Source organism: Flavobacterium galactosi (assembly GCF_048158585.1).
In the GTDB taxonomy this organism is placed as follows: domain Bacteria; phylum Bacteroidota; class Bacteroidia; order Flavobacteriales; family Flavobacteriaceae; genus Flavobacterium; species Flavobacterium galactosi.
Window position 1 is genome coordinate 208241 of sequence record NZ_JBLNKV010000004.1, and the last position, 19074, is coordinate 227314.

A 19074-nucleotide genomic window follows, 5' to 3' on the forward strand; every position below is an offset into this window, starting at 1 on the left:
TCTCGATTACTGAGCCTGTGCAAACGTATCGAGTTAAATAAAGCACCTTCAATGGTAAGTACAATAATAATAGAAATTTAAAAATGAAGTATTTTTTACTTTTTACCGCAAAATTACTACTAATTACCTTTTTAGTTTTGGGAGTATTAGATCTGATTTATACCCAAGTTTATAAACAATCTTCCAGTCGGAATAAAATCGCGTATGTTTACAATTCAAAAGCGAGAGATTATGATGTGGTGATTTTAGGTTCCTCCAGAGCTAATAATCATTTTGTAGCGCCACTATTTGAAGAGAAAGGGTTAAAAACGTTTAATTACGGGATGAGTGGAGGCCATTTGTTTGAAGCGTCCTTAGTGTTGAAATTAATGATAGAACGACATTGTAGAATAAAGAATGTGATACTGGAGGCCGATTTGAATTTATCTAATGATAAGGAATCCGAGAGTGTGGCGTCTAAATTTATGCCGTATGTTCACGATTCTAAAACAATTGCAAACCATTTTTCAAAACAAAAGAATTTTTGGGTCAACTATTACATTCCTTTTTATAGGTATATTGTTTTTGAACCCGAAATTGGTTTTCGTGAAATGTATAATACGGCAAAAGAAAAACGAACAAAGCTATTGGATAACCTAGGATATTATCCATTGGGGAAGAATCCGAAGGCGAATATGAAAAACGACTTAACAAATCTAAAGCCTTTGCATAATAAATATTACGAAGAGATTAAGCAAATTTGCAAAGCCCATAACATTAAATTAATTGCCGTGATGACGCCTATGTGTTCTAATACGAAAGGATTGGATTATTTTCAGAAAGTAAATAAAATCTATCCTGAAATCCATAATTATGAGGATATAGTTCAAGGAGATCAGTATTTTTCTTCTTGTGGTCACCTAAATGATGCAGGGGCAAGATTGTTTACAAAGAGAATTTTAAAAGATTTCTTCAAAAAATAAGATATGAAAATTGCCTTTTTAACTCCCGAATATCCACACCCTAAAATTGGTGCTTCTGGTGGCATTGGTACCAGTATCAAGAACTTGGCTTTAGGCCTTTTACGGCAAGGATGTGCCGTTCGGGTTTTAGTCTATGGACAAAAGGAAGAAGGTGTTTTTTCTGACAATGGCATTTGCATCCAGCAAATAAAAAATGTAAAACTAAAAGGGTTATCGTGGTATCTTACTCGAAAAAAACTCCAAAAAATAATCAATACCTTACATCAAGAAAAAGAAATAGATTTGGTAGAAGCACCGGATTGGACAGGGATTACTTCTTTTATATCCCCAAAAAAGTGCCCGATAGTTATTCGATTGAATGGTTCGGATACCTATTTCTGTCATTTGGATCAACGACCCGTAAGATGGATTAATAAATTTCATGAAAAAAGAGCGTTACAAAAAGCCGACGCCTTACTTTCCGTAAGTCAGTTTACGGCTGATCAAACGAATGCTGTTTTTGGTCTAAAGAAGAGATTCACGATCATTCCTAATTGTATTGATACTAATTTATTTAATGCCACTATTTATAGTGATGATGCAAGTTTTTCTAACACCCTTTCTTTAGGAGAGGATACTATTCTTTACTTTGGCAGTTTAATCCGGAAAAAAGGATTGTTGGAATTGCCTTTGATTTTTAATGAAGTGATCAAAATCAAATCAAATGCAAAATTAGTTTTGGTGGGCAGAGATATTTCTGATATACTGTCGGGAACTGATTCAACTTGGCACATGATGCAGCAACTGTTTACTGAACAGGCAAGAGCAAATGTGATTTATTTGGGAAGTGTTCCCTATGAAGTTATAAAAAATCAGATTAAAGCGGCAACAGTATGTGTTTTTCCAACATTTGCGGAAGCACTCCCAGTATCTTGGATAGAGGCTATGGCAATGCAAAAAGCAATTGTTGCTTCCAATATAGGCTGGGCAAAAGAAGTTATTGATGATGGAATAAATGGGTTATTAGTACATCCAACAGATCATATTGTTTATGCAAATAAAATCATTAACTTACTTGAAAATAAAGAATTGCAAAAAGAATTTGGTGTAAAAGCCAGAGAAAAGGTTGTTCAAAAATTCAGCATGGAAATAGTAGCACAACAGAGTTTGTCTTTTTATATTAGTTTAACTGAATCGAAATGAAAAAACAATTAAAAAAAATCATTAGTATGCTTTTTCCTAAAGGCAATTTTAAGGAGAAGATTAAATTATTTTATTACAGTGTCAATACACCAAAACAAACTTCTTATGAGCTAATCCGTGAAAAAGAAAAAAAAACGGTTTATAAAACGACTTTTCAGGATTTGTCACTGATTACTAATGAAGCCTTATATTTTGTAGCTCCTGATTTTAATTACTATCAACATTTTTATCAAGTAAAAAGTAAAGATATCATTATTGATGCCGGAGCAAATTGTGGCCATTTATCTATTTTATTCTCGAAATTAACTGGGGAAAACGGAATTGTTTATGCCTTTGAACCCGATACGTTTAACGTTGCTAGAATTAATAATAATTTAAAATTAAATAAGGGACTGCCAGAAAACATCAAAATCGAGAATTTGTTGTTATGGAATGAAAATAGGTTAGTTGATTTTTACGAGGCTGGAACAGTTGGATCTTCGGCTGTTTGGATTCCAGATAATGATAAATGTGTCAAAAAACAAGCCATACGAATTGATGATTGGGTGTTGAATAACGACATAAAAAAATTGGATTTTGTAAAAATGGATATAGAAGGGGCCGAAATTGAAGCCTTGGAAGGGTGTGTGAAAACCATCGAAAATCTTTCTCCAAATTTTGCTATTGCGTCCTATCATATTGTAAACGGAGCGCCAACCTACATTAAAGTGGAAGCCTTTTTCAAAAAAATGAAGTACCCTTATAAAACAGTACGCTTTAGAAAAAATGAAATTATAACCTTTGCCGGAGCATTAATAAAAAATTAATTCGATGATAATTATTTATCATAATGGAAATAAAGTTGTAGGATTAAGTAATTCTTATAGTATTGATAAAGCTAGTGGGTTATCTATAATTGGCTTTTTGCTACTATTAGCCAAAGAATATCCAGATGCTATTTTGGTATGGTGTCACATCAGTTTAAAGGGGCAGTTGAATGTTTTTGAAATTGAAAAATTATTTCATCATCATAAATTATTGCTTTCTTACCATCCATCGGATATTCTTTTTTTAGACAAAAGTATTGGCTATGTAGAAGAATCCCCATTTATAAAGATTAATAAGTCAGTGACTTTTCCAACTTGGCAAATGAGCGGCATGGTCGGAGGGGTTCATTCTTCCATTTTATTGGCTCTAAAGGATGAAATGGCACCAGACAAAAATTTTGATTATTTTTTATGCTCCTTGGCCAAGCTGGGAATGCGAAAGGGATTACTATGCTATTCTGAACCAAAACTTTTAAAACAAAATCCAGATGCTTTCTTAACAAAAACGAATAGGTACATTCTTTTTCGTTTTGTGAAACAGCATTATAAAACGCAATGGACATTTTTATTATTATTAAATTTATTGTTGTACGAAAGGAAATTTCCAGTAGTACCTTTTATTTGTTCGCTTTTTTATAAGAATAGAAGTGGTATAAACATAGCCTTAGATGGTATTATAATACAATCTTCAAAAAAAGTGATCGATAAAAGAACGATTGATGTTATTATACCTACTATTGGAAGAAGCAACTATTTGTATGATGTATTAATGGATTTAAAAGCACAAATCCATTTGCCTGCCAATGTCATTATAGTGGAACAAAATTCAAACGAAGGGAGTAAATCGGATTTAGATTATTTAACTAATGAAGTTTGGCCATTTGCTATAAAGCATACTTTTACCCATCATGCAGGTGCCTGTAATGCTAGGAATATAGCTTTAGGACAAATAAAAAGCGAATGGGTTTTCTTTGCAGATGATGATATCCGAATGGAAAATAATTTTATCTTAAAAACATTAGAAAATATAGAAAAATTAGGAATTAAAGCAGTTTCAATTAAATGTTTTCAAAAGGAGAAACATCAAAAAGGAGGTGTTGTTTTTCAATGGATGACATTTGGTGCCGGCTGTAGTTTTGTATTTGCTGATAGTTTGAAGAATTGTAAATTTAAGAAGGGATATGAATTTGGCTTTGGTGAAGATGGGGATTTTGGGATGCAATTGCGTAATCTAGGACATGATGTTTTGTTTTTACCCGAACCTGAAATACTGCATTTGAAAGCTCCTGTTGGCGGTTTCAGGACAAAACCCACTTTAAAATGGCAAAATGATGCTATTCAGCCTAAACCTTCACCAACAATAATGTTATATCAAATTTTGCATAATACGCAAGAACAAGTTCGAGGTTACAAAACTACTTTGTTTTTTAAATATTATAAATATCAAACCATAAAAAATCCGGTGCGTTATTTTATGAATTATAGAACACAATGGGAAAGAAGTGTTTTTTGGGCTAATGAATTGAAAAGAGCAGAATGAAATTTACACTAATTATTTGTACGTACATGCGTTCTCAATCCTTGTTGCAATTATTGCAATCGGTTCAGAAACAAACGGTATATCCTGATGAAATCCTGATTATTGACGGTTCAACGAATCCTGAAACTGAAATTGCTTTACAAGAAAATCATTTCGTAAACCTATCCTATTTTCTAGTTCCACCAACTCATCGGGGTTTGACTAAACAAAGAAATTTTGGTTTGGATAAAGTGAAAGCTACAAGCGATATCATTGCTTTTCTGGATGATGATACGGAATTGTTGCCTAATTATTTTGAAGAATTGATTGCAACATTTGCGTGTGATGATGTGATTATCGGTGTTGGTGGTGTAGCCATAAATGAAAACAGCTGGAGCTTGATACACCCGAATGTAACTTATGATTCATATAGGTATATTCAATTTGAAGGTTATGTGTATAAAGAAGGGCAACGCAATGTAGTTCGGAATTATCTGGGTTTACAATCCGACCTTGGTCCAGGAAAGATGCCAGATTACTCCCATGGTAAAACATGTGGATTTCCTCTAAATGGCAGTACCTATGAGGTCGATTTGCTTATAGGCATGTCGTTTGCTTTTCGAAAAAAAGTATTTGATTCTTTGCGATTTTCAACCTATTTTGAAGGCTATGGTTTGTACGAAGATACTGATTTTAGTATTAGAGCTTTACAGTTTGGTAAGAATGTAGTCAATACTAAATTGCAGTTGAAGCATTTTCATCACCCTTCAGGAAGACCCAATCATTATAAATATGGGAAAATGGTAGTTCGAAATGGCTGGTATGTATGGCGTACTAAAAATCCTAAGCCACTTATAGAAGCTCAATTAAAATGGCATGCGATTACAATACTCTTGGCGCTTATAAGATTTAGCAATATATTTACAACAACCAAAAGAAAAGCATCCTTTGCCGAATCCATAGGCAGAGCAGTGGGTTGGTTAACTTTACTGTTTAATAAGCCACACTAAATAATTTAAAAATCTAAATTTAGTCAGGTTTCAATCTGCTGTATTTTTAAAACCTGATATTAAAGGATATATTATATGAATACAATAGGTTTTTCAACTAAAAGAATCAATGGGATTATTGTATTGATTTCATCTTTGATGATGTTGGTCGTTTTAAATCTTCCTTTTAAGGCGAAGCCTTTTGGAGATATTACCTTCCATGAAGAATCTAAGAATTTAGCCTTATTTATTAAAGGAAAAATTCCATATGATCAGGTTGTAATTACGAAAGCGCCCGGGCCCATACTGTTTTATACTCCTGCCTATTTATTAGCGCCGGTAAATGCGACTGACGACCAACTTTGGGTTTACGGGGTAGTATTCACATCAATCATTATTACAATTAGTTTACTTTTGATATTTAGAATTGGAAGTTCTTTTTTTTCTAAAGAGGTAGGGTTTTTAAGTGTCCTGCTTTTTTTTCTTTTCCCGATACATTGTTATTATTCTTTGGGAATAATGGCAGAAGCTCCCGCCTTTTTTTCTTTAACTTTAGCTATTTATGGCTGGTCAATTGCACTTCATCAACCTGATAAGAAATCCGGCTGGATTTTTCTAATACTGGGTATGTGGTTTCTAATTTTGAACAGACCCAATACATTATTACTTTTAGGACTAGGTTTTTTAGTCGTTTTCTATGCCTTTTTTAAGAATAAATCTTTCTTTCTATCGTATGGAAAAAAAATGATGGTATCCTTTGTTTGTGTTGGATTATTAGGGTTTGGTGTTTTACAGCTTGCAAAAATCATAACGGGGACTAAATCCGGAGGAAACCAAGAAACCTTACTTTATTATGTAGCGCATCAAGGAAGATTTCAATTTCGAGAAGAACCAACCGATTTCCGTTTTTGGGAAAGTGATATTCGACCGGACAGTAAAGACTATCAGAACTGGAATAAAAGCGGTGCTGCACTTTCTGCAGTTATGGATCAAACACATCAATCCTATGCAGAAGTTTATAAAAAATTTCTAATTGATGATGCATTGGAACATCCGGGTTTATTTCTCCGACAGTTTTTTGTGAAATGTTTTTACGGCCATGTTTATTTTATCAATAGTGTTCAGCCTGATAAATTTGATTTAGGGCCATTGAAAGGACCTATTGGCTATTGGGCTTTTATTTTGCTTATCAATTCGATTAATTTAATTATTGTTGCCGGTGCTATATTATTTTTATTCCGAGAGAAAAATTTAATTCGGTATTGGATTTTTTGGGGTGTCATTATTTCTTTGCTTATCTTTCACGGATTAACGTATATGGAACCGAGATATATCTTTCCTTCGCGAGTCGCTTTGTATCTTATGAGTGCTGCAGGTTTGTATCGTATTACTTGGATTCAAAAAATAATTCAAAAAACAACTATTTATATATTTCCAATTCCTAACTCCAAATCATGAAGCATGTTACTTTTAAACCTGTTATCGGAATAGTTTCACCCTGTTATAATGAGGAACAGGTCTTAGATGAAACTGAAAAACAACTTCGCAATTTAATCTTTGATTTAGTTGATAGAGAGCTGATTTCAGATAAAAGTTTTATTGTATTTATTGATGATGGGAGCAAAGATGGAACATGGGATGTTATTGAAAAAAAGGCTATAAAGAGTGTTGTTGTAAAAGGATTAAAATTGGCTGGAAATGTCGGCCATCAGAATGCATTATTAGCTGGTTTGCTTACTTATAATGGGGATGCGGATGCACTAATTTCTATTGATGCCGATTTGCAAGATGATGTGCGGATTATTGAAGAAATGATTCAAAAATATAAGTCGGGAGTTGATGTAGTTTACGGGGTTAGAAAAGAGCGACCTACGGATACCTTTTTCAAAAGGAATAGCGCCTTGTTGTTTTATTTTTTGATAAAAAAGATGAAATCTAACATGATTCCTAATCATGCGGATTACAGATTGTGCAGTAACAGAGTTATCACTGCGTTATCTGATTTTAATGAGGTCAATTTGTTTCTCAGGGGAATAATTCCATTGATCGGATTTAATAAAGAAATTATTTATTATGACCGATTGGAACGATTAGCCGGAAATTCGAAATTTCCTTTTCGGAAAATGCTCTCCTTTGCTTGGAACGGAATTACCTCTTTCAGTACTGTTCCTTTAAAATTAGTTTCGGCAATTGGATTTGTTATTTTTATTGTTTGTTTGTTTATGAGTGGTTATGCATTTTTAGCCATATTTACCGGAGATACAGTTCCAGGTTGGTTATCGACTGTTTTGCCGATGTATTTTTTAGGAGGGATTCAACTGTTTTCCATTGGGATTATTGGGGAATATATAGGTAAAATATATGCTGAGGTTAAACAAAGACCGCGTTATATTATAGATAAAAAAATAGATTAAAAACCGGAACAATTTAGATTATATGGAATGGAAGTAGCTTTTGAAAAAAAATATCATGAAGTTGAAATAGAAAATTGGTGGTTTAAATCCAGAAGAAGGTATTTGCTTGACTTATTACGAAACGCACCGAAAGACAGTAAAATATTAGATATCGGGTGTTCCTCAGGTATTTTTTTAAAAGATCTGGAACTTTTAGGATTTAAGACAGCGTATCTTTTTGGAATTGATATTAGTGAAAATGCCATTGCCAATTGTAAAGCAAATGGGATTCCAAATGCTTTTGTGATGGATGCTCAAATGATTACTTTGGCCGAGCAATTTGATATTATTGTGGCATCAGATTGTCTGGAACATCTGGAAGATGACAGGAAGGCTATTAAAAATTGGTATCAATTATTAAAAACAGGTGGAGAAATGTATGTTTTTGTACCTGCTTTTCAATCTTTATGGAGCCAACATGACGTGGTTAATATGCATTACAGAAGGTATACGAATCTAGAATTAAAAACCAAACTGCTTAGCGAAAATCTGACTATTTCCAAATCAAGTTATTGGAATTTTTCTTTATTCCTACCCGTTTATGTTTTTAGAAAACTAAGCGGTGTTTTTTTGAAAAATAAAAATAAAGAGGGGCAGATTATTGAAAACAGTGTATTAAATGTTATGTTGTTTAAATTACTTCTATTAGAGAATAGAATACTTAAGTATGTAGATTTTCCTTTTGGAATCAGCACTTTTTGTATCGCTAAAAAATAATGTTGGAAAGCTGTTTAGATTATAAAACTAATTAATAAGAACATAAATATTTTTTTGAAATTATAACCCTATAAATGAAATTTGCTGTAATCACCCATGTTCCTCATGTAGTAACAGAAAATTACTATTATGCTTATGCACCCTACGTTCGTGAAATGAATGTTTGGTCAAAGTATGTATCCGAATTAATTTTAGTTGCCCCTGAGATTTCTGGGCCGGTTTCACCTATAGATCGTTCTTATGAACACCATGGAATTCAATTTGTAAAGATTGACAGTTTTGATGTATTGCGTTTGAAAAGTATATTTCGTGCCGTTTTAAAAATACCAAGAATCAGTTGGCGCATCTATACTGCGATGAAAAAAGCAGATCATATCCATTTGCGATGCCCCGGTAACATAGGTTTATTGGGTTGTTTGATTCAGATTTTATTTCCCAATACTCCCAAAACTGCCAAATATGCCGGCAACTGGGATCCCAAATCTAAACAATCCTGGACTTACAAATTGCAGCAGCTGATTCTTGAAAATAGATACTTAACACGGAATATGCAGGTTTTGGTATATGGTGAATGGGAAGGGAGTTCAAAAAATATAAAACCGTTTTTTACTGCCACTTATTATGAAATTGATAAATTGCCTATTTCAAAAAAAGACTTAACAGGACGTATTGATTTTGTTTTTGCTGGAACTTTGGTTAAAGGAAAGAACCCTTTGTATGCCATTCAATTGATAGCAATTTTATTTCAAAAAGGATATGATGTCACTTTAGCGCTGTATGGTGAAGGTGTGGAAAGGAACGCATTAGAACAGTATATTGTTCAAAATAATTTAAACAAAATAATTTCACTGAAGGGAAACCAATCGGAAGAAACCGTTAAAAAAGCCTATCAAAATAGTCATTTTGTATTGTTGTCTTCTGACAGCGAAGGTTGGCCGAAAGTTATTGCTGAAGGCATGTTTTGGGGTTGTATTCCGGTTGCTACTTCCGTATCTTGTGTGCCATTTATGTTGGATTATGGGGAAAGAGGGGTTTTGTTGGAAATGAATTTAGAGGAAGATAGTTTACAGATTGAAACTCTTTTACGGAGTCAAATTGATTTTGATACTAAGCGCAATAAAGCCGCACAATGGTCAAGGGGGTATACCTTAGATGTTTTTGAGCAAGAGATTGAAAAATTATTAAAGGGTTCTCAATACAATTTTTTAAACTAAGATATTATTTATTGAAAGCATTAGTTATAGCTTTAAGAATTACTCGAACTGACACCTATTGTTATTATGCGATGAGAAATACTAATGAACTGCCAACAATCACATCTTTCTAAGAGTAACAAACTAAAAGAGAAACTAAAAGAGAAACTAAAAACAAAAAATGCGAATCATACAAATTATAGATTCTCTTGAATCCGGAGGTGCCGAACGAATGGCAGTAAGTTATGCCAATGCTTTGGCAGGACGTATTGAATTCTCTGGATTGGTGGTTACGCGAAAAGAAGGACCGCTACACAATCAGATTGATAAACAGGTCTCGTATTTGTATTTAAACAAGAAAAGTGCGGCTGATCTTAAAGCGATATTGCGATTACGAGCTTATGTAAGACAAAACAACGTAACAGTTATCCATGCTCACAGTACTTCTTTTTTTTTGGCATTTCTTTTAAAACTAAGCTGCCCTGATTTGTCATTAATTTGGCATGATCATTATGGTGACAGCGATTTTTTAGAAAAAAGACCGATGATAGGCTTAAGAGCGATAGTCCCTTTTTTTGATGGAATTATTGTCGTTAATCAAAAATTAAAAATTTGGGCAGAAAAGGAATTAAAATTTAAGAATACTATTTATTTGCCCAATTTTCCAACGGAAGAAAATATTTTTTCAGACGATACTAAACTGAAAGGAGCCAAAGGAAAACGGATTGTTTGTTTAGCCAATTTGAGAGTTCAGAAAGATCATTTTTTATTGTTGGAAGTCGCTAAAAAGATAAAAAACTTTTATCCCGAATGGAGCTTTCACTTAATAGGAAAGGATTTTCACGACGCCTATTCCCAGCAAATTAAGCACTTAATAGTTGCATTTAATTTAGAAGAAAACGTGTTTCTTTACGGTTCTAAACAAGATGTAAAAAATATTCTGGATCAATCAACAATAGCTGTTTTAACATCTCAGTCTGAGGGCTTACCTATAGCGCTTTTGGAATATGGCCTGAATAAAAAACCGATTGTTGTTACCGATGTAGGCGAAATTTCATCTTTGGTGCAAAACGGAAAAAATGGATTTGTTGTTCCAGCTCATCAGAATGAATTGTTTTATGATGCAGTTGTTAAACTTATAGGGAGTGAATCATTACAGACGAATTTCGGTCAGGAATTGTTTCAGATGATCGTAGCAAATCATTCAGAAGAGGCCGTGATACAGCAGTATTTAAATTGGTTAGATAACAGTAACGTATGAAAAAAGAAGAACAATCCTATCTCTATTTAATTTTATTCCATGTTGCTATTGGGACCTTAGTATTTGTTGTGCCTTTTCTTTCAAAAATATATGGCTATTCCATCTTTATTTTTGGGGTTTATTATATCATTAAAAAACAAAATAGGAATAACGAAGCGCTTATGGCTGCGGCTTATGTAGTGGGAAGCGAAGTTTTTTTGAGAATGACAGGGGGTAATCCTTTGTACGAACTATCCAAATACGGAGTAATGTTGTTTGTTTTAATTGGCATGTATTTCAGTGGATTTTCAAGAGGAGCCGTACCGTACTGGTTGTTTTTATTGTTGCTGATTCCCAGTATTGTGCTTTCCACCTTTGTGTTGAATTTCAATACCAATATCAGAACGACTGTAGCCTTTAATATTTCGGGTCCCATCTGTTTGGGAGTCGCTTCTCTATATACTTTTAGGCGTAAAATTCCATTAGACCAAATGAACAACATACTCCTAAGTATGGGTTTGCCAATTATCAGCTGTATGGTATATTTAACGTTCTATACTCCAAACATTCGGGACGTCATTACCAGTACACAATCTAATTTTGAGACTTCTGGTGGTTTTGGTCCCAACCAAGTGGCGACTATTTTAGGTTTAGGTATGTTTATTTTCTTTTCTAGAATCATATTAGAGTCCCGGACAAAATTCTTATTGGTTATCAACATGATTATTGCCCTAAACATTACTTATAGGGGGATAGTCACTTTCTCCCGTGGTGGTATGATCACCGGTTTTTTAATGATTGTCTTGCTATTGTTGTTTCTGTATTATAAATCCAATTTTAAAGGAAGAGTAAAACTGAATTACATTTTTGTATTGGTAACAATTGCCTTAATCGTCACTTGGATTTATACTTCTTTTCAAACAGGGGGGCTAATCGATAAACGGTATGCTAACCAAGACGCAACTGGAAGGGTAAAAGAGAGCAGATTTACGGGACGTGAAGAAGTGGCAAGAGATGAAATTGATCTTTTTATGAAAAATCCCATTTTTGGGGTGGGTGTGGGAAAAGGCGTGGAAGCTCGAAAAGCGGAGACAGGAGATGGCACATTGTCTCACGATGAAATTACTCGAATGTTGGCTGAACATGGATCTTTGGGTATCGTAGCTTTATTGATTTTGTTTTTTACACCGCTTGTTTTGTATTTAGAAAATAAGTTCAATATGTTTTTAATATGTTTTGTTTTATTCTGGTTGCTAACCATTAATCATGCTGCCATGCGAACTGCTGCACCTGCCTTTGTGTACTCTTTATCTTTACTCAATGTGCAATTAGGGGGAACTTCGAAAAAAAAGATATCAAATTAAGTTATTTGGGATAATTTATTTTTATTAATCACGCGGATTCTCGATGCATCTTTTCGCTTGCTTTTATTACCCAAAATCCCGAGGAATTGTGACCAACTGAGTTATTCTTATTAAGTACATTCAAGTTGGCAATAGATTAATCCGTTAAAAAGAGAATTTTGTTAAAAAAAGTTAAGCTTTATTAAATTTACTTCGGTGTAAAAGCGCTAAATTGCGCTAATAATCTAAATACCACCAATGTTTTCAATAGAGAAAATGCATTTTGAAATATCAGAACGGAAGATGATTCTTCGTCTTTTTGATGTTTTTTTTGTTTTGGGTGCGCTGTTCTTTGTAGGTAAGATGTTCAATTTTGGTTATTTCACATTCTCTACCATTAATTTCTACTGGACAATCGTTTTGAGTGTTTATCTCAATCTTTTTGGTACGATATTCGAAATGTACGACCTTCAGGTAGCCAGTAATCAATTTCAGGTGGTGAGAAGTGCCATTCTTACCGCTTCAACGACTGTTTTAATTTATTTATTGACACCGGTTTTTTCTCCGGAATTACCCACCAAAAGAGTTGAAATTCTAGTGTTTTATTTAGTTGTATTTATGGCTTTGTTTTTATGGAGGATGTTTTATGTTAAATTTTTAGCATCTAATCGGTTTCTTCAAAATGCTATTTTAATATGTGATAAGGAGCAAGTTGAAGAGTTAATATCTGGATTAGAGCATATTGACCCACATTATAAAATAATTGCATTTGTCCATGCTGATGCTACAGAAGATGATACGGTTGAATATTACTATGTTTCCAACATTAAAAGAGCCGATTTATTTTCTTTTGTAAAAGAAAATTCCGTATCAGAGATTGTGATTGCCTCCCAAAATACAGAGGGGATTACTGCAGAATTGTACCAGCAATTACTTCATTTGTTGGAGTCGGGAAGTATAATTAGGGAGTATACCCAAGTTTATGAAAGTAAAACGCAACGCATACCTGTACACTATATTTCCAGAGATTTTTATCGCTTTTTCCCTTTTAGCCGCAGTAATCATAATAAGTTGTATTTATTAAGTGTAAGAATTTTTGAAATAGGCACTTCTGTGCTTGGGCTGTTTGTTGCTCTTGTTTTATTTCCTCTGATATTAATTGGGAATGCAATAGGGAACAGAGGGAAGTTATTTTATACCCAGGAACGTGTGGGGAAAGACGGCGTAGTATTTGAAATTTTAAAATTCAGGACGATGATAAGTAATGCCGAATCCAACGGAGCTGTTTTCACGACTGCAAACGATTCGAGAGTTACAGTATTCGGGAAATTTTTAAGAAAAACAAGAATTGATGAATTTCCTCAATTTATAAATATTCTAAAAGGAGACATGGCAGTCATCGGTCCTCGTCCGGAACGTCCTTTTGTCGTCAAAGAAATAGCTGAAATAATGCCTTTTTATGAAACCAGACACATTATCAAGCCAGGCCTGACAGGTTGGGCACAAGTGAATTATGCTTATGGAGTGACGATGGAGGATAGTTTAATAAAGCTGCAATATGATTTGTACTATATCAAACACAGAAGTGTTTTTTTGGATTTGAACATTGCTTTTAAAACGATTACTACCGTATTGTTTTATAGAGGGCAGTAGTAGGCTTATTCGTATTCTCTATTATATTTCTAGTTTAAAGTTGCGTTCTAAATGATAATTGGAATGCGTTTTTTATTTTGAATTACTAATCTGACTAAAATAATCATGCTTGAAATTATTAAAGGAAGCACAATTACTAAATGCGCTTTGTTGATTAGGATGACAACATAAACTAATAGTGAAATGATGTTGAATACAGCCAGATTGTAAGCTCCTTTTTTGTTTTTTGTTGAGTAAAAATACAGCAGTCCTAATAATGTGGGGTTAAACAACAAGATATTATAATTGTATCCCAATTCATGGTGTTCCGAATAAAATCCTACAAATACAAAAAATAGGCCTAACGATGTCATCATAGTAAGGTAAAATAGATTTATGCTTTTCTTATTTATAAGTATAATAAATCCAAGTAATAGTACATAAGTATACCAATTGTTCCACCAAGACCCCGAAGTTTCTTCATCAAATTTGATTATGGTTTTGCTTTCCTGAGCAAGAGGGTGGTTTTGAAAAGAAACTTTTTTTAGGCTTTTTTGTAATTCAAAAGGTAAAAAGATCTGTGTTCCTAAACCATCTACTTTTTTACCGAAGATAATACTTGTCCCTAATTTTTCATAAAAGTGATTGTCAAAATAAGGATATAATATGGTTCTATAGGTAATGTCAGTGTCAGTATTTTTTACAATTGCTGTAGTATCCAGTGTTTTATTGATGATATCGACTACCATCGAAGTACAGTTTTTGTCAATAAATTTATACGTATAATGACTTTCTCCTGAGGCTAAAGAAGTATTCAAATTATCATATAATTTTTGTTTTAGGTTCCCGGGAATATTCAGTTCTTGCTCATGTACCGATCTTTTCTCATACGTATATTCATTAATAAAATCTGCATAGGAATGTGCTACTGCAAAATACTGTAAATCTCCTTTGATGAATTTCAAGACAAAATTAGGTGTGTTAAAGTCAAAAGCCCCATAATTATACACCACATCAATATTGTTGTAAGCGTCGCTGATGCGAATGGCGGTATGGCCAAAAAGGGAATAGGATTCATTACCCGTTCCGCAAGTCAGTACACTGACATGAGCGTCTTTCGATAATAAAAGGTTTTGGGAGAAACTGTAATTTACAGTTAAAAAAAGTAATGTAAAAAAAGAAATTTTTTTTAATAAAGAAATATTCATTTGGTTATTCTTTTATTGTGCGTACTATTACCTAAATTATTTTTTATAAAATTAGTGTAAATCTGTTTAATCTGCGCGCTATTTTAATTGGAGTAGGGTTATTTTTTTTATTAATTTCTAAACATACCCAAATCTACTTTAACCGAAAAAATATTCGAATACAATGCCGTGCTTTGATTGCCTAAATCAGTTAATGCATAATCAATTTGAATGCCTTTGTATTTAAATCCCAATCCAATATTGGGCTGAAACCCTACTTTTTCAGAGCTGTCCAATTGTGCTACATTTTGAAAATTACCTACACCGGCACGCAAGAAGACCAAATCTGTATAACCAAATTCCAAACCTACAGCGGGATCAACGCTTACAAAATCAGTTGAAATTAAATCATTGGTTTTCGCAAATCGCATATTCATATTGGCTGCTGCCAAAATACTGTAATCATAATGAATGATAAACTTCTTTGCTATTCCCAATTGCACTTTTGGAGCTGTGATCTCTGTGCTTTCCGGTAATTCCTGATTTTCTCCAGGAATTGCATTGGCAATTTTTTTGTATTCGGCTTCATCGATATTCCAAACGTTATAAGTAGTGGTGATATCGCGAAGCATCAATCCAAACTGCCAGTCGTTTTTTTCGAACTGTATGCCTACATCAAAACCAAATCCCCAGGAACTGGCAAATTTTCCAATAATTCGTCGGATTACTTTGGTATTTACACCGTATTGAAAACCGGGAACGGGAAGTTTTCGAGCATATGAAAAGGTAAAACCATAATCGGCTGTAGAAAAAAGACTGATGCGGTTGTAGTCAATGTTGCCTTGGCTGTCTATTAATTCAGTAGTATTTAAAATATCATCAACGCCAAAACGAATTAAAGAAATTCCCCAAGCGCTGCGATCATCGATGGAGCTGGCGTACGCTAAGTAATCGTATTGGGCAATATTGGCAAAATAATTGGCATGCATTAAGGAAACCTGATGGTCTTCTAAGTGAATCAGTCCTGCAGGGTTCCAATACCCAGAATTGACGTCTCGGGTTGTGGCAACAACCGCATTTGACATGCCCAAAGCAGCTGCATCAACACCAATATTCATAAACTCATTGGAGTATTTCCTGATAGTCTGACCATAATTTAAGGTAGAAACCAAAAGCAATAAAAACAAGGAGACTTTTTTCAATTGAACTATTTTTACAAACCAAAGCCTGTTTAATTTTTATCAAAAATATAATTTTTTACTGAACTTATTTCTTCCGATGGATAAATATATGGAAACAAGAATCGGTTGTTGAAAAATCTCTACTAAAAAACGTACTTCCTCTTCACTTATTATGCTAAATTTGCCAACTTTGGTACCCTAAACTTTATAACTATGAATATTAAAAAGCATATCCCAAACAGTATTACCCTGCTTAATCTTTTTTGCGGCTGTGTCGCTTTGGTTTTTGCATCTCATCGTAATTTTGAAATGGCTTTTTATTTTGTTTGTATGGGGATATTTTTGGACTTTTTTGATGGGTTTTTCGCCCGATTGTTCAAGGTTTCCAGCCCCTTGGGCTTGCAGTTGGATTCTTTAGCAGATATGGTTACCAGTGGTGTTGTTCCCGGTTTGGTAATGTATCAAATGATGATCGATACTTCGACTACTATGTCAGATAGTTATATGCAAATTTTTCCTTATTTGGGTTTTATTATCACTTTGGGTTCTTGTTATCGCTTGGCGAATTTTAATATTGATACGCGTCAAACGGATTCTTTCATCGGTCTGCCAACGCCCGCCAATGCATTGTTTATTTTAAGTTTGCCTTTGGTTCTAAAGTATTCTGATTCTCTTTTTGTTCTCGAAATTTTTACAAATCCATCGATTTTATTGGCGATTACTTTATTAAGTGCATACATACTAAATGCCGAAATTCCGCTATTCTCATTAAAAATCAAAAAATTTAATTTTAAGGATAATGCACTTCAAATGATCTTTCTGATTATTTCTCTTTTGCTATTGGTTTCCTTCCAATATTTAGGAATTCCTTTGCTGATCATTTTTTATGTTTTACTGTCTGTAGTGAATAATAAAGTTTTAAAAAAGTAGGTTTTTGAATGAGAAAAAAAACGGTCAGAAAAAGAAGCATTGTAGTTCGTAAATCCAAAAAGAAAGCGCCAGTTTTTTCTGGTAAGCTCGTACGGTTTTCAATTATTACTTTTCTTATTTTACTTATTCTTGGAATTGGTTATCATTATCGCAATGGCTTAGCTTATTATTTTAGCTTTAAATCCAATAAGATTCTAAGCGAAGCTACCGAAGCGAAGCGCATATCTGATGTTCGAAATTTTCAGGTTTTAGAAAAGCACGAAGGGAAAAGTATTGGTTTAGATGTTTCGGAATATCAGGGAAAAATTCATTGGTCTTATGTAGATACTTTAGAAAAAAAATATCCGTTAGATTTTGTGTTTATTCGTGCCACGGTAGGAAAAGACAGAAAAGACCGTCAGTTCAATCGGAATTGGCTTGGCGCCAAAGAAAATAAAATGATTCGAGGTGCGTATCATTATTACCGTCCCAACGAAAATTCACTAGAGCAAGCAGCGCTTTTTATTAAAACAGTGACACTTCGAAAAGGGGATTTACCGCCTATTTTAGATATTGAAAGATTACCTAAAAATCAATCGCTGGACAGCCTGAAAGTGGGATTGAAAAGATGGTTAAAAGCAGTGGAATCCCATTATGGAGTAAAGCCGATTATCTATACCGGAGAGAAATATTACGATGATTTTTTGAAAGAGGAGTTCAGTAATTACCTTTTTTGGATTGCCAATTATAATTTTTACAGGGAAGAAATTGAGGACGATTGGTTGTTCTGGCAATTCACCGAAAAAGCATCGATTCCAGGTATAAAAGGAAATGTTGATGTCAATATTTACAATGGTGATTTACAGCAATTGCAATATATTACTGTGGAGTAGTGTTTACAACTCTAAGAGGAAGCAAACGTATTCCTCTTTTTATTGACTATTGTACGCTAATTATAAAGTATTTAAAACTCCAATTTCTTCTTTCTCAACTCAAAATTCTGTCCCAAATAAACACGGCGAACCATTTCATCTTCCACTAATTCTTCCGGAATTCCTGCTTTTAGGATTCCACCTTCAAACATCAGGTAGGTTTTGTCCGTAATGGCCAGTGTTTCCTGAACATTATGATCGGTGATTAGAATACCGATATTTTTATTTTTTAATTGGGCCACAATTCTTTGAATGTCTTCAACGGCAACGGGATCAACACCCGCAAAAGGCTCATCCAATAAGATGAATTTTGGGTCGGTAGCAAGACAACGCGCAATTTCTGTACGACGACGTTCCCCGCCCGAAAGTAAATCCCCACGATTAGTACGAATGTGTTCCAAGCTAAACTCTTCGATTAAACTTTCCATTTTAGCTTCTTGTTCGGCTTTGGAGAGTTTTGTCAATTGTAAAACGCTCAAGATATTGTCTTCGATGCTTAATTTTCTAAAAACAGAAGCTTCTTGCGCTAAATAGCCAATTCCCTGCTGTGCTCTTTTGTACATAGGATAATCGGTGATATCCAAATCATCAAGAAATATATTGCCTGAATTTGGTTTAACTAATCCTACTATCATATAGAAAGAAGTGGTTTTTCCGGCACCGTTAGGTCCTAAAAGCCCTACAATTTCGCCTTGATTCACTTCTACCGAAATGCCTTTTACAACACTGCGACCTTTATAGGTTTTTATAAGATGTTCAGCTCTTAATTTCATTTTTTTAGTTTAATCGTTTAATCTCTTGAAATGGGTATTCGCTACAAATAAACGAA

At 33.8% G+C, this 19074-nt stretch carries 17 protein-coding genes; 14 read left to right on the top strand and 3 right to left on the bottom strand.

What is annotated here, in order from left to right; translation table 11 throughout:
• Nucleotides 1-83 precede the first annotated feature (83 nt).
• The 12 genes from ACM55M_RS10050 (at nucleotide 84) to ACM55M_RS10105 (ending at nucleotide 14057) form a co-directional block, all read left to right on the top strand.
• On the top strand, nucleotides 84-962 hold the full coding sequence (locus tag ACM55M_RS10050; protein ID WP_416857464.1) for a hypothetical protein: 879 nt from the start codon (nucleotides 84-86) through the stop codon (nucleotides 960-962).
• Between the two features lie 3 nt (nucleotides 963-965).
• The gene (locus ACM55M_RS10055) at nucleotides 966-2144 is read left to right on the top strand and encodes a glycosyltransferase family 4 protein (protein ID WP_416857466.1); all 1179 of its coding nucleotides are present in this window, start codon (nucleotides 966-968) and stop codon (nucleotides 2142-2144) included.
• Nucleotides 2141-2950 (top strand): FkbM family methyltransferase, encoded by an 810-nt coding sequence (locus ACM55M_RS10060; protein ID WP_416857467.1) that lies wholly within the window; start codon nucleotides 2141-2143, stop codon nucleotides 2948-2950. The genes ACM55M_RS10055 and ACM55M_RS10060 overlap by 4 nt, the downstream gene beginning before the upstream one ends.
• Before the next feature lie 4 nt (nucleotides 2951-2954).
• Nucleotides 2955-4490, top strand: coding sequence for a glycosyltransferase family 2 protein (locus ACM55M_RS10065; protein WP_416857469.1), 1536 nt, complete (start codon nucleotides 2955-2957; stop codon nucleotides 4488-4490).
• Complete coding sequence (locus ACM55M_RS10070) at nucleotides 4487-5479, top strand: glycosyltransferase family 2 protein (protein ID WP_416857470.1); 993 nt, start codon at nucleotides 4487-4489, stop codon at nucleotides 5477-5479. Before ACM55M_RS10065 ends, ACM55M_RS10070 begins: the two co-directional genes overlap by 4 nt.
• 75 nt (nucleotides 5480-5554) lie before the next feature.
• On the top strand, nucleotides 5555-6916 hold the full coding sequence (locus ACM55M_RS10075) for a hypothetical protein (RefSeq protein WP_416857471.1): 1362 nt from the start codon (nucleotides 5555-5557) through the stop codon (nucleotides 6914-6916).
• On the top strand, nucleotides 6913-7872 hold the full coding sequence (locus ACM55M_RS10080) for a glycosyltransferase family 2 protein (protein ID WP_416857472.1): 960 nt from the start codon (nucleotides 6913-6915) through the stop codon (nucleotides 7870-7872). The genes ACM55M_RS10075 and ACM55M_RS10080 overlap by 4 nt, the downstream gene beginning before the upstream one ends.
• Nucleotides 7873-7899: 27 nt before the next feature.
• Nucleotides 7900-8628 carry a class I SAM-dependent methyltransferase gene (locus ACM55M_RS10085; protein WP_416857473.1) on the top strand — a complete coding sequence of 243 codons (729 nt, stop codon included), beginning with the start codon at nucleotides 7900-7902 and terminating at the stop codon, nucleotides 8626-8628.
• Nucleotides 8629-8702: 74 nt separating this feature from the next.
• Complete coding sequence (locus ACM55M_RS10090) at nucleotides 8703-9842, top strand: glycosyltransferase (RefSeq protein ID WP_416857475.1); 1140 nt, start codon at nucleotides 8703-8705, stop codon at nucleotides 9840-9842.
• A gap of 160 nt (nucleotides 9843-10002) precedes the next feature.
• The gene (locus ACM55M_RS10095; protein ID WP_416857476.1) at nucleotides 10003-11082 is read left to right on the top strand and encodes a glycosyltransferase family 4 protein; all 1080 of its coding nucleotides are present in this window, start codon (nucleotides 10003-10005) and stop codon (nucleotides 11080-11082) included.
• The gene (locus ACM55M_RS10100; RefSeq protein WP_416857477.1) at nucleotides 11079-12425 is read left to right on the top strand and encodes an O-antigen ligase family protein; all 1347 of its coding nucleotides are present in this window, start codon (nucleotides 11079-11081) and stop codon (nucleotides 12423-12425) included. Before ACM55M_RS10095 ends, ACM55M_RS10100 begins: the two co-directional genes overlap by 4 nt.
• Nucleotides 12426-12662: 237 nt before the next feature.
• On the top strand, nucleotides 12663-14057 hold the full coding sequence (locus ACM55M_RS10105) for an exopolysaccharide biosynthesis polyprenyl glycosylphosphotransferase (protein WP_416857478.1): 1395 nt from the start codon (nucleotides 12663-12665) through the stop codon (nucleotides 14055-14057).
• 47 nt (nucleotides 14058-14104) lie between these two features.
• On the opposite strand, the gene ACM55M_RS10110 is transcribed toward ACM55M_RS10105, so the two are convergent.
• Complete coding sequence (locus ACM55M_RS10110) at nucleotides 14105-15244, bottom strand: lipoprotein N-acyltransferase Lnb domain-containing protein (RefSeq protein WP_416857479.1); 1140 nt, start codon at nucleotides 15242-15244, stop codon at nucleotides 14105-14107.
• 110 nt (nucleotides 15245-15354) lie between these two features.
• Complete coding sequence (locus ACM55M_RS10115) at nucleotides 15355-16425, bottom strand: putative type IX sorting system protein PorV2 (protein WP_465245430.1); 1071 nt, start codon at nucleotides 16423-16425, stop codon at nucleotides 15355-15357.
• A gap of 192 nt (nucleotides 16426-16617) precedes the next feature.
• Here ACM55M_RS10115 and ACM55M_RS10120 point away from each other — a divergent pair, with 192 nt between their 5' ends.
• Both ACM55M_RS10120 and ACM55M_RS10125 read left to right on the top strand, forming a co-directional pair.
• Nucleotides 16618-17334 carry a CDP-alcohol phosphatidyltransferase family protein gene (locus ACM55M_RS10120; protein ID WP_416857480.1) on the top strand — a complete coding sequence of 239 codons (717 nt, stop codon included), beginning with the start codon at nucleotides 16618-16620 and terminating at the stop codon, nucleotides 17332-17334.
• A gap of 8 nt (nucleotides 17335-17342) precedes the next feature.
• The gene (locus ACM55M_RS10125) at nucleotides 17343-18206 is read left to right on the top strand and encodes a glycoside hydrolase family 25 protein (RefSeq protein WP_416857481.1); all 864 of its coding nucleotides are present in this window, start codon (nucleotides 17343-17345) and stop codon (nucleotides 18204-18206) included.
• Between the two features lie 71 nt (nucleotides 18207-18277).
• Here the strand turns inward: ACM55M_RS10125 and lptB are convergent, their stop codons facing one another.
• Nucleotides 18278-19018, bottom strand: a complete 741-nt coding sequence (gene lptB, locus ACM55M_RS10130; RefSeq protein WP_416857482.1) for an LPS export ABC transporter ATP-binding protein — start codon at nucleotides 19016-19018, stop codon at nucleotides 18278-18280.
• Between the last annotated feature and the right edge of the window lie 56 nt (nucleotides 19019-19074).

Excerpts from the sequence above, each read along its gene's own strand:
- ACM55M_RS10050 (WP_416857464.1), top strand. The coding sequence starts at position 84 with ATGAAGTATTTTTTACTTTTTACCGCAAAATTACTACTAATTACCTTT.
- ACM55M_RS10055 (WP_416857466.1), top strand. The coding sequence starts at position 966 with ATGAAAATTGCCTTTTTAACTCCCGAATATCCACACCCTAAAATTGGT.
- ACM55M_RS10060 (WP_416857467.1), top strand. The coding sequence starts at position 2,141 with ATGAAAAAACAATTAAAAAAAATCATTAGTATGCTTTTTCCTAAAGGC.
- ACM55M_RS10065 (WP_416857469.1), top strand. The coding sequence starts at position 2,955 with ATGATAATTATTTATCATAATGGAAATAAAGTTGTAGGATTAAGTAAT.
- ACM55M_RS10070 (WP_416857470.1), top strand. The coding sequence starts at position 4,487 with ATGAAATTTACACTAATTATTTGTACGTACATGCGTTCTCAATCCTTG.
- ACM55M_RS10075 (WP_416857471.1), top strand. The coding sequence starts at position 5,555 with ATGAATACAATAGGTTTTTCAACTAAAAGAATCAATGGGATTATTGTA.
- ACM55M_RS10080 (WP_416857472.1), top strand. The coding sequence starts at position 6,913 with ATGAAGCATGTTACTTTTAAACCTGTTATCGGAATAGTTTCACCCTGT.
- ACM55M_RS10085 (WP_416857473.1), top strand. The coding sequence starts at position 7,900 with ATGGAAGTAGCTTTTGAAAAAAAATATCATGAAGTTGAAATAGAAAAT.
- ACM55M_RS10090 (WP_416857475.1), top strand. The coding sequence starts at position 8,703 with ATGAAATTTGCTGTAATCACCCATGTTCCTCATGTAGTAACAGAAAAT.
- ACM55M_RS10095 (WP_416857476.1), top strand. The coding sequence starts at position 10,003 with ATGCGAATCATACAAATTATAGATTCTCTTGAATCCGGAGGTGCCGAA.
- ACM55M_RS10100 (WP_416857477.1), top strand. The coding sequence starts at position 11,079 with ATGAAAAAAGAAGAACAATCCTATCTCTATTTAATTTTATTCCATGTT.
- ACM55M_RS10105 (WP_416857478.1), top strand. The coding sequence starts at position 12,663 with ATGTTTTCAATAGAGAAAATGCATTTTGAAATATCAGAACGGAAGATG.
- ACM55M_RS10110 (WP_416857479.1), bottom strand. The coding sequence starts at position 15,244 with ATGAATATTTCTTTATTAAAAAAAATTTCTTTTTTTACATTACTTTTT.
- ACM55M_RS10120 (WP_416857480.1), top strand. The coding sequence starts at position 16,618 with ATGAATATTAAAAAGCATATCCCAAACAGTATTACCCTGCTTAATCTT.
- ACM55M_RS10125 (WP_416857481.1), top strand. The coding sequence starts at position 17,343 with ATGAGAAAAAAAACGGTCAGAAAAAGAAGCATTGTAGTTCGTAAATCC.
- lptB (WP_416857482.1), bottom strand. The coding sequence starts at position 19,018 with ATGAAATTAAGAGCTGAACATCTTATAAAAACCTATAAAGGTCGCAGT.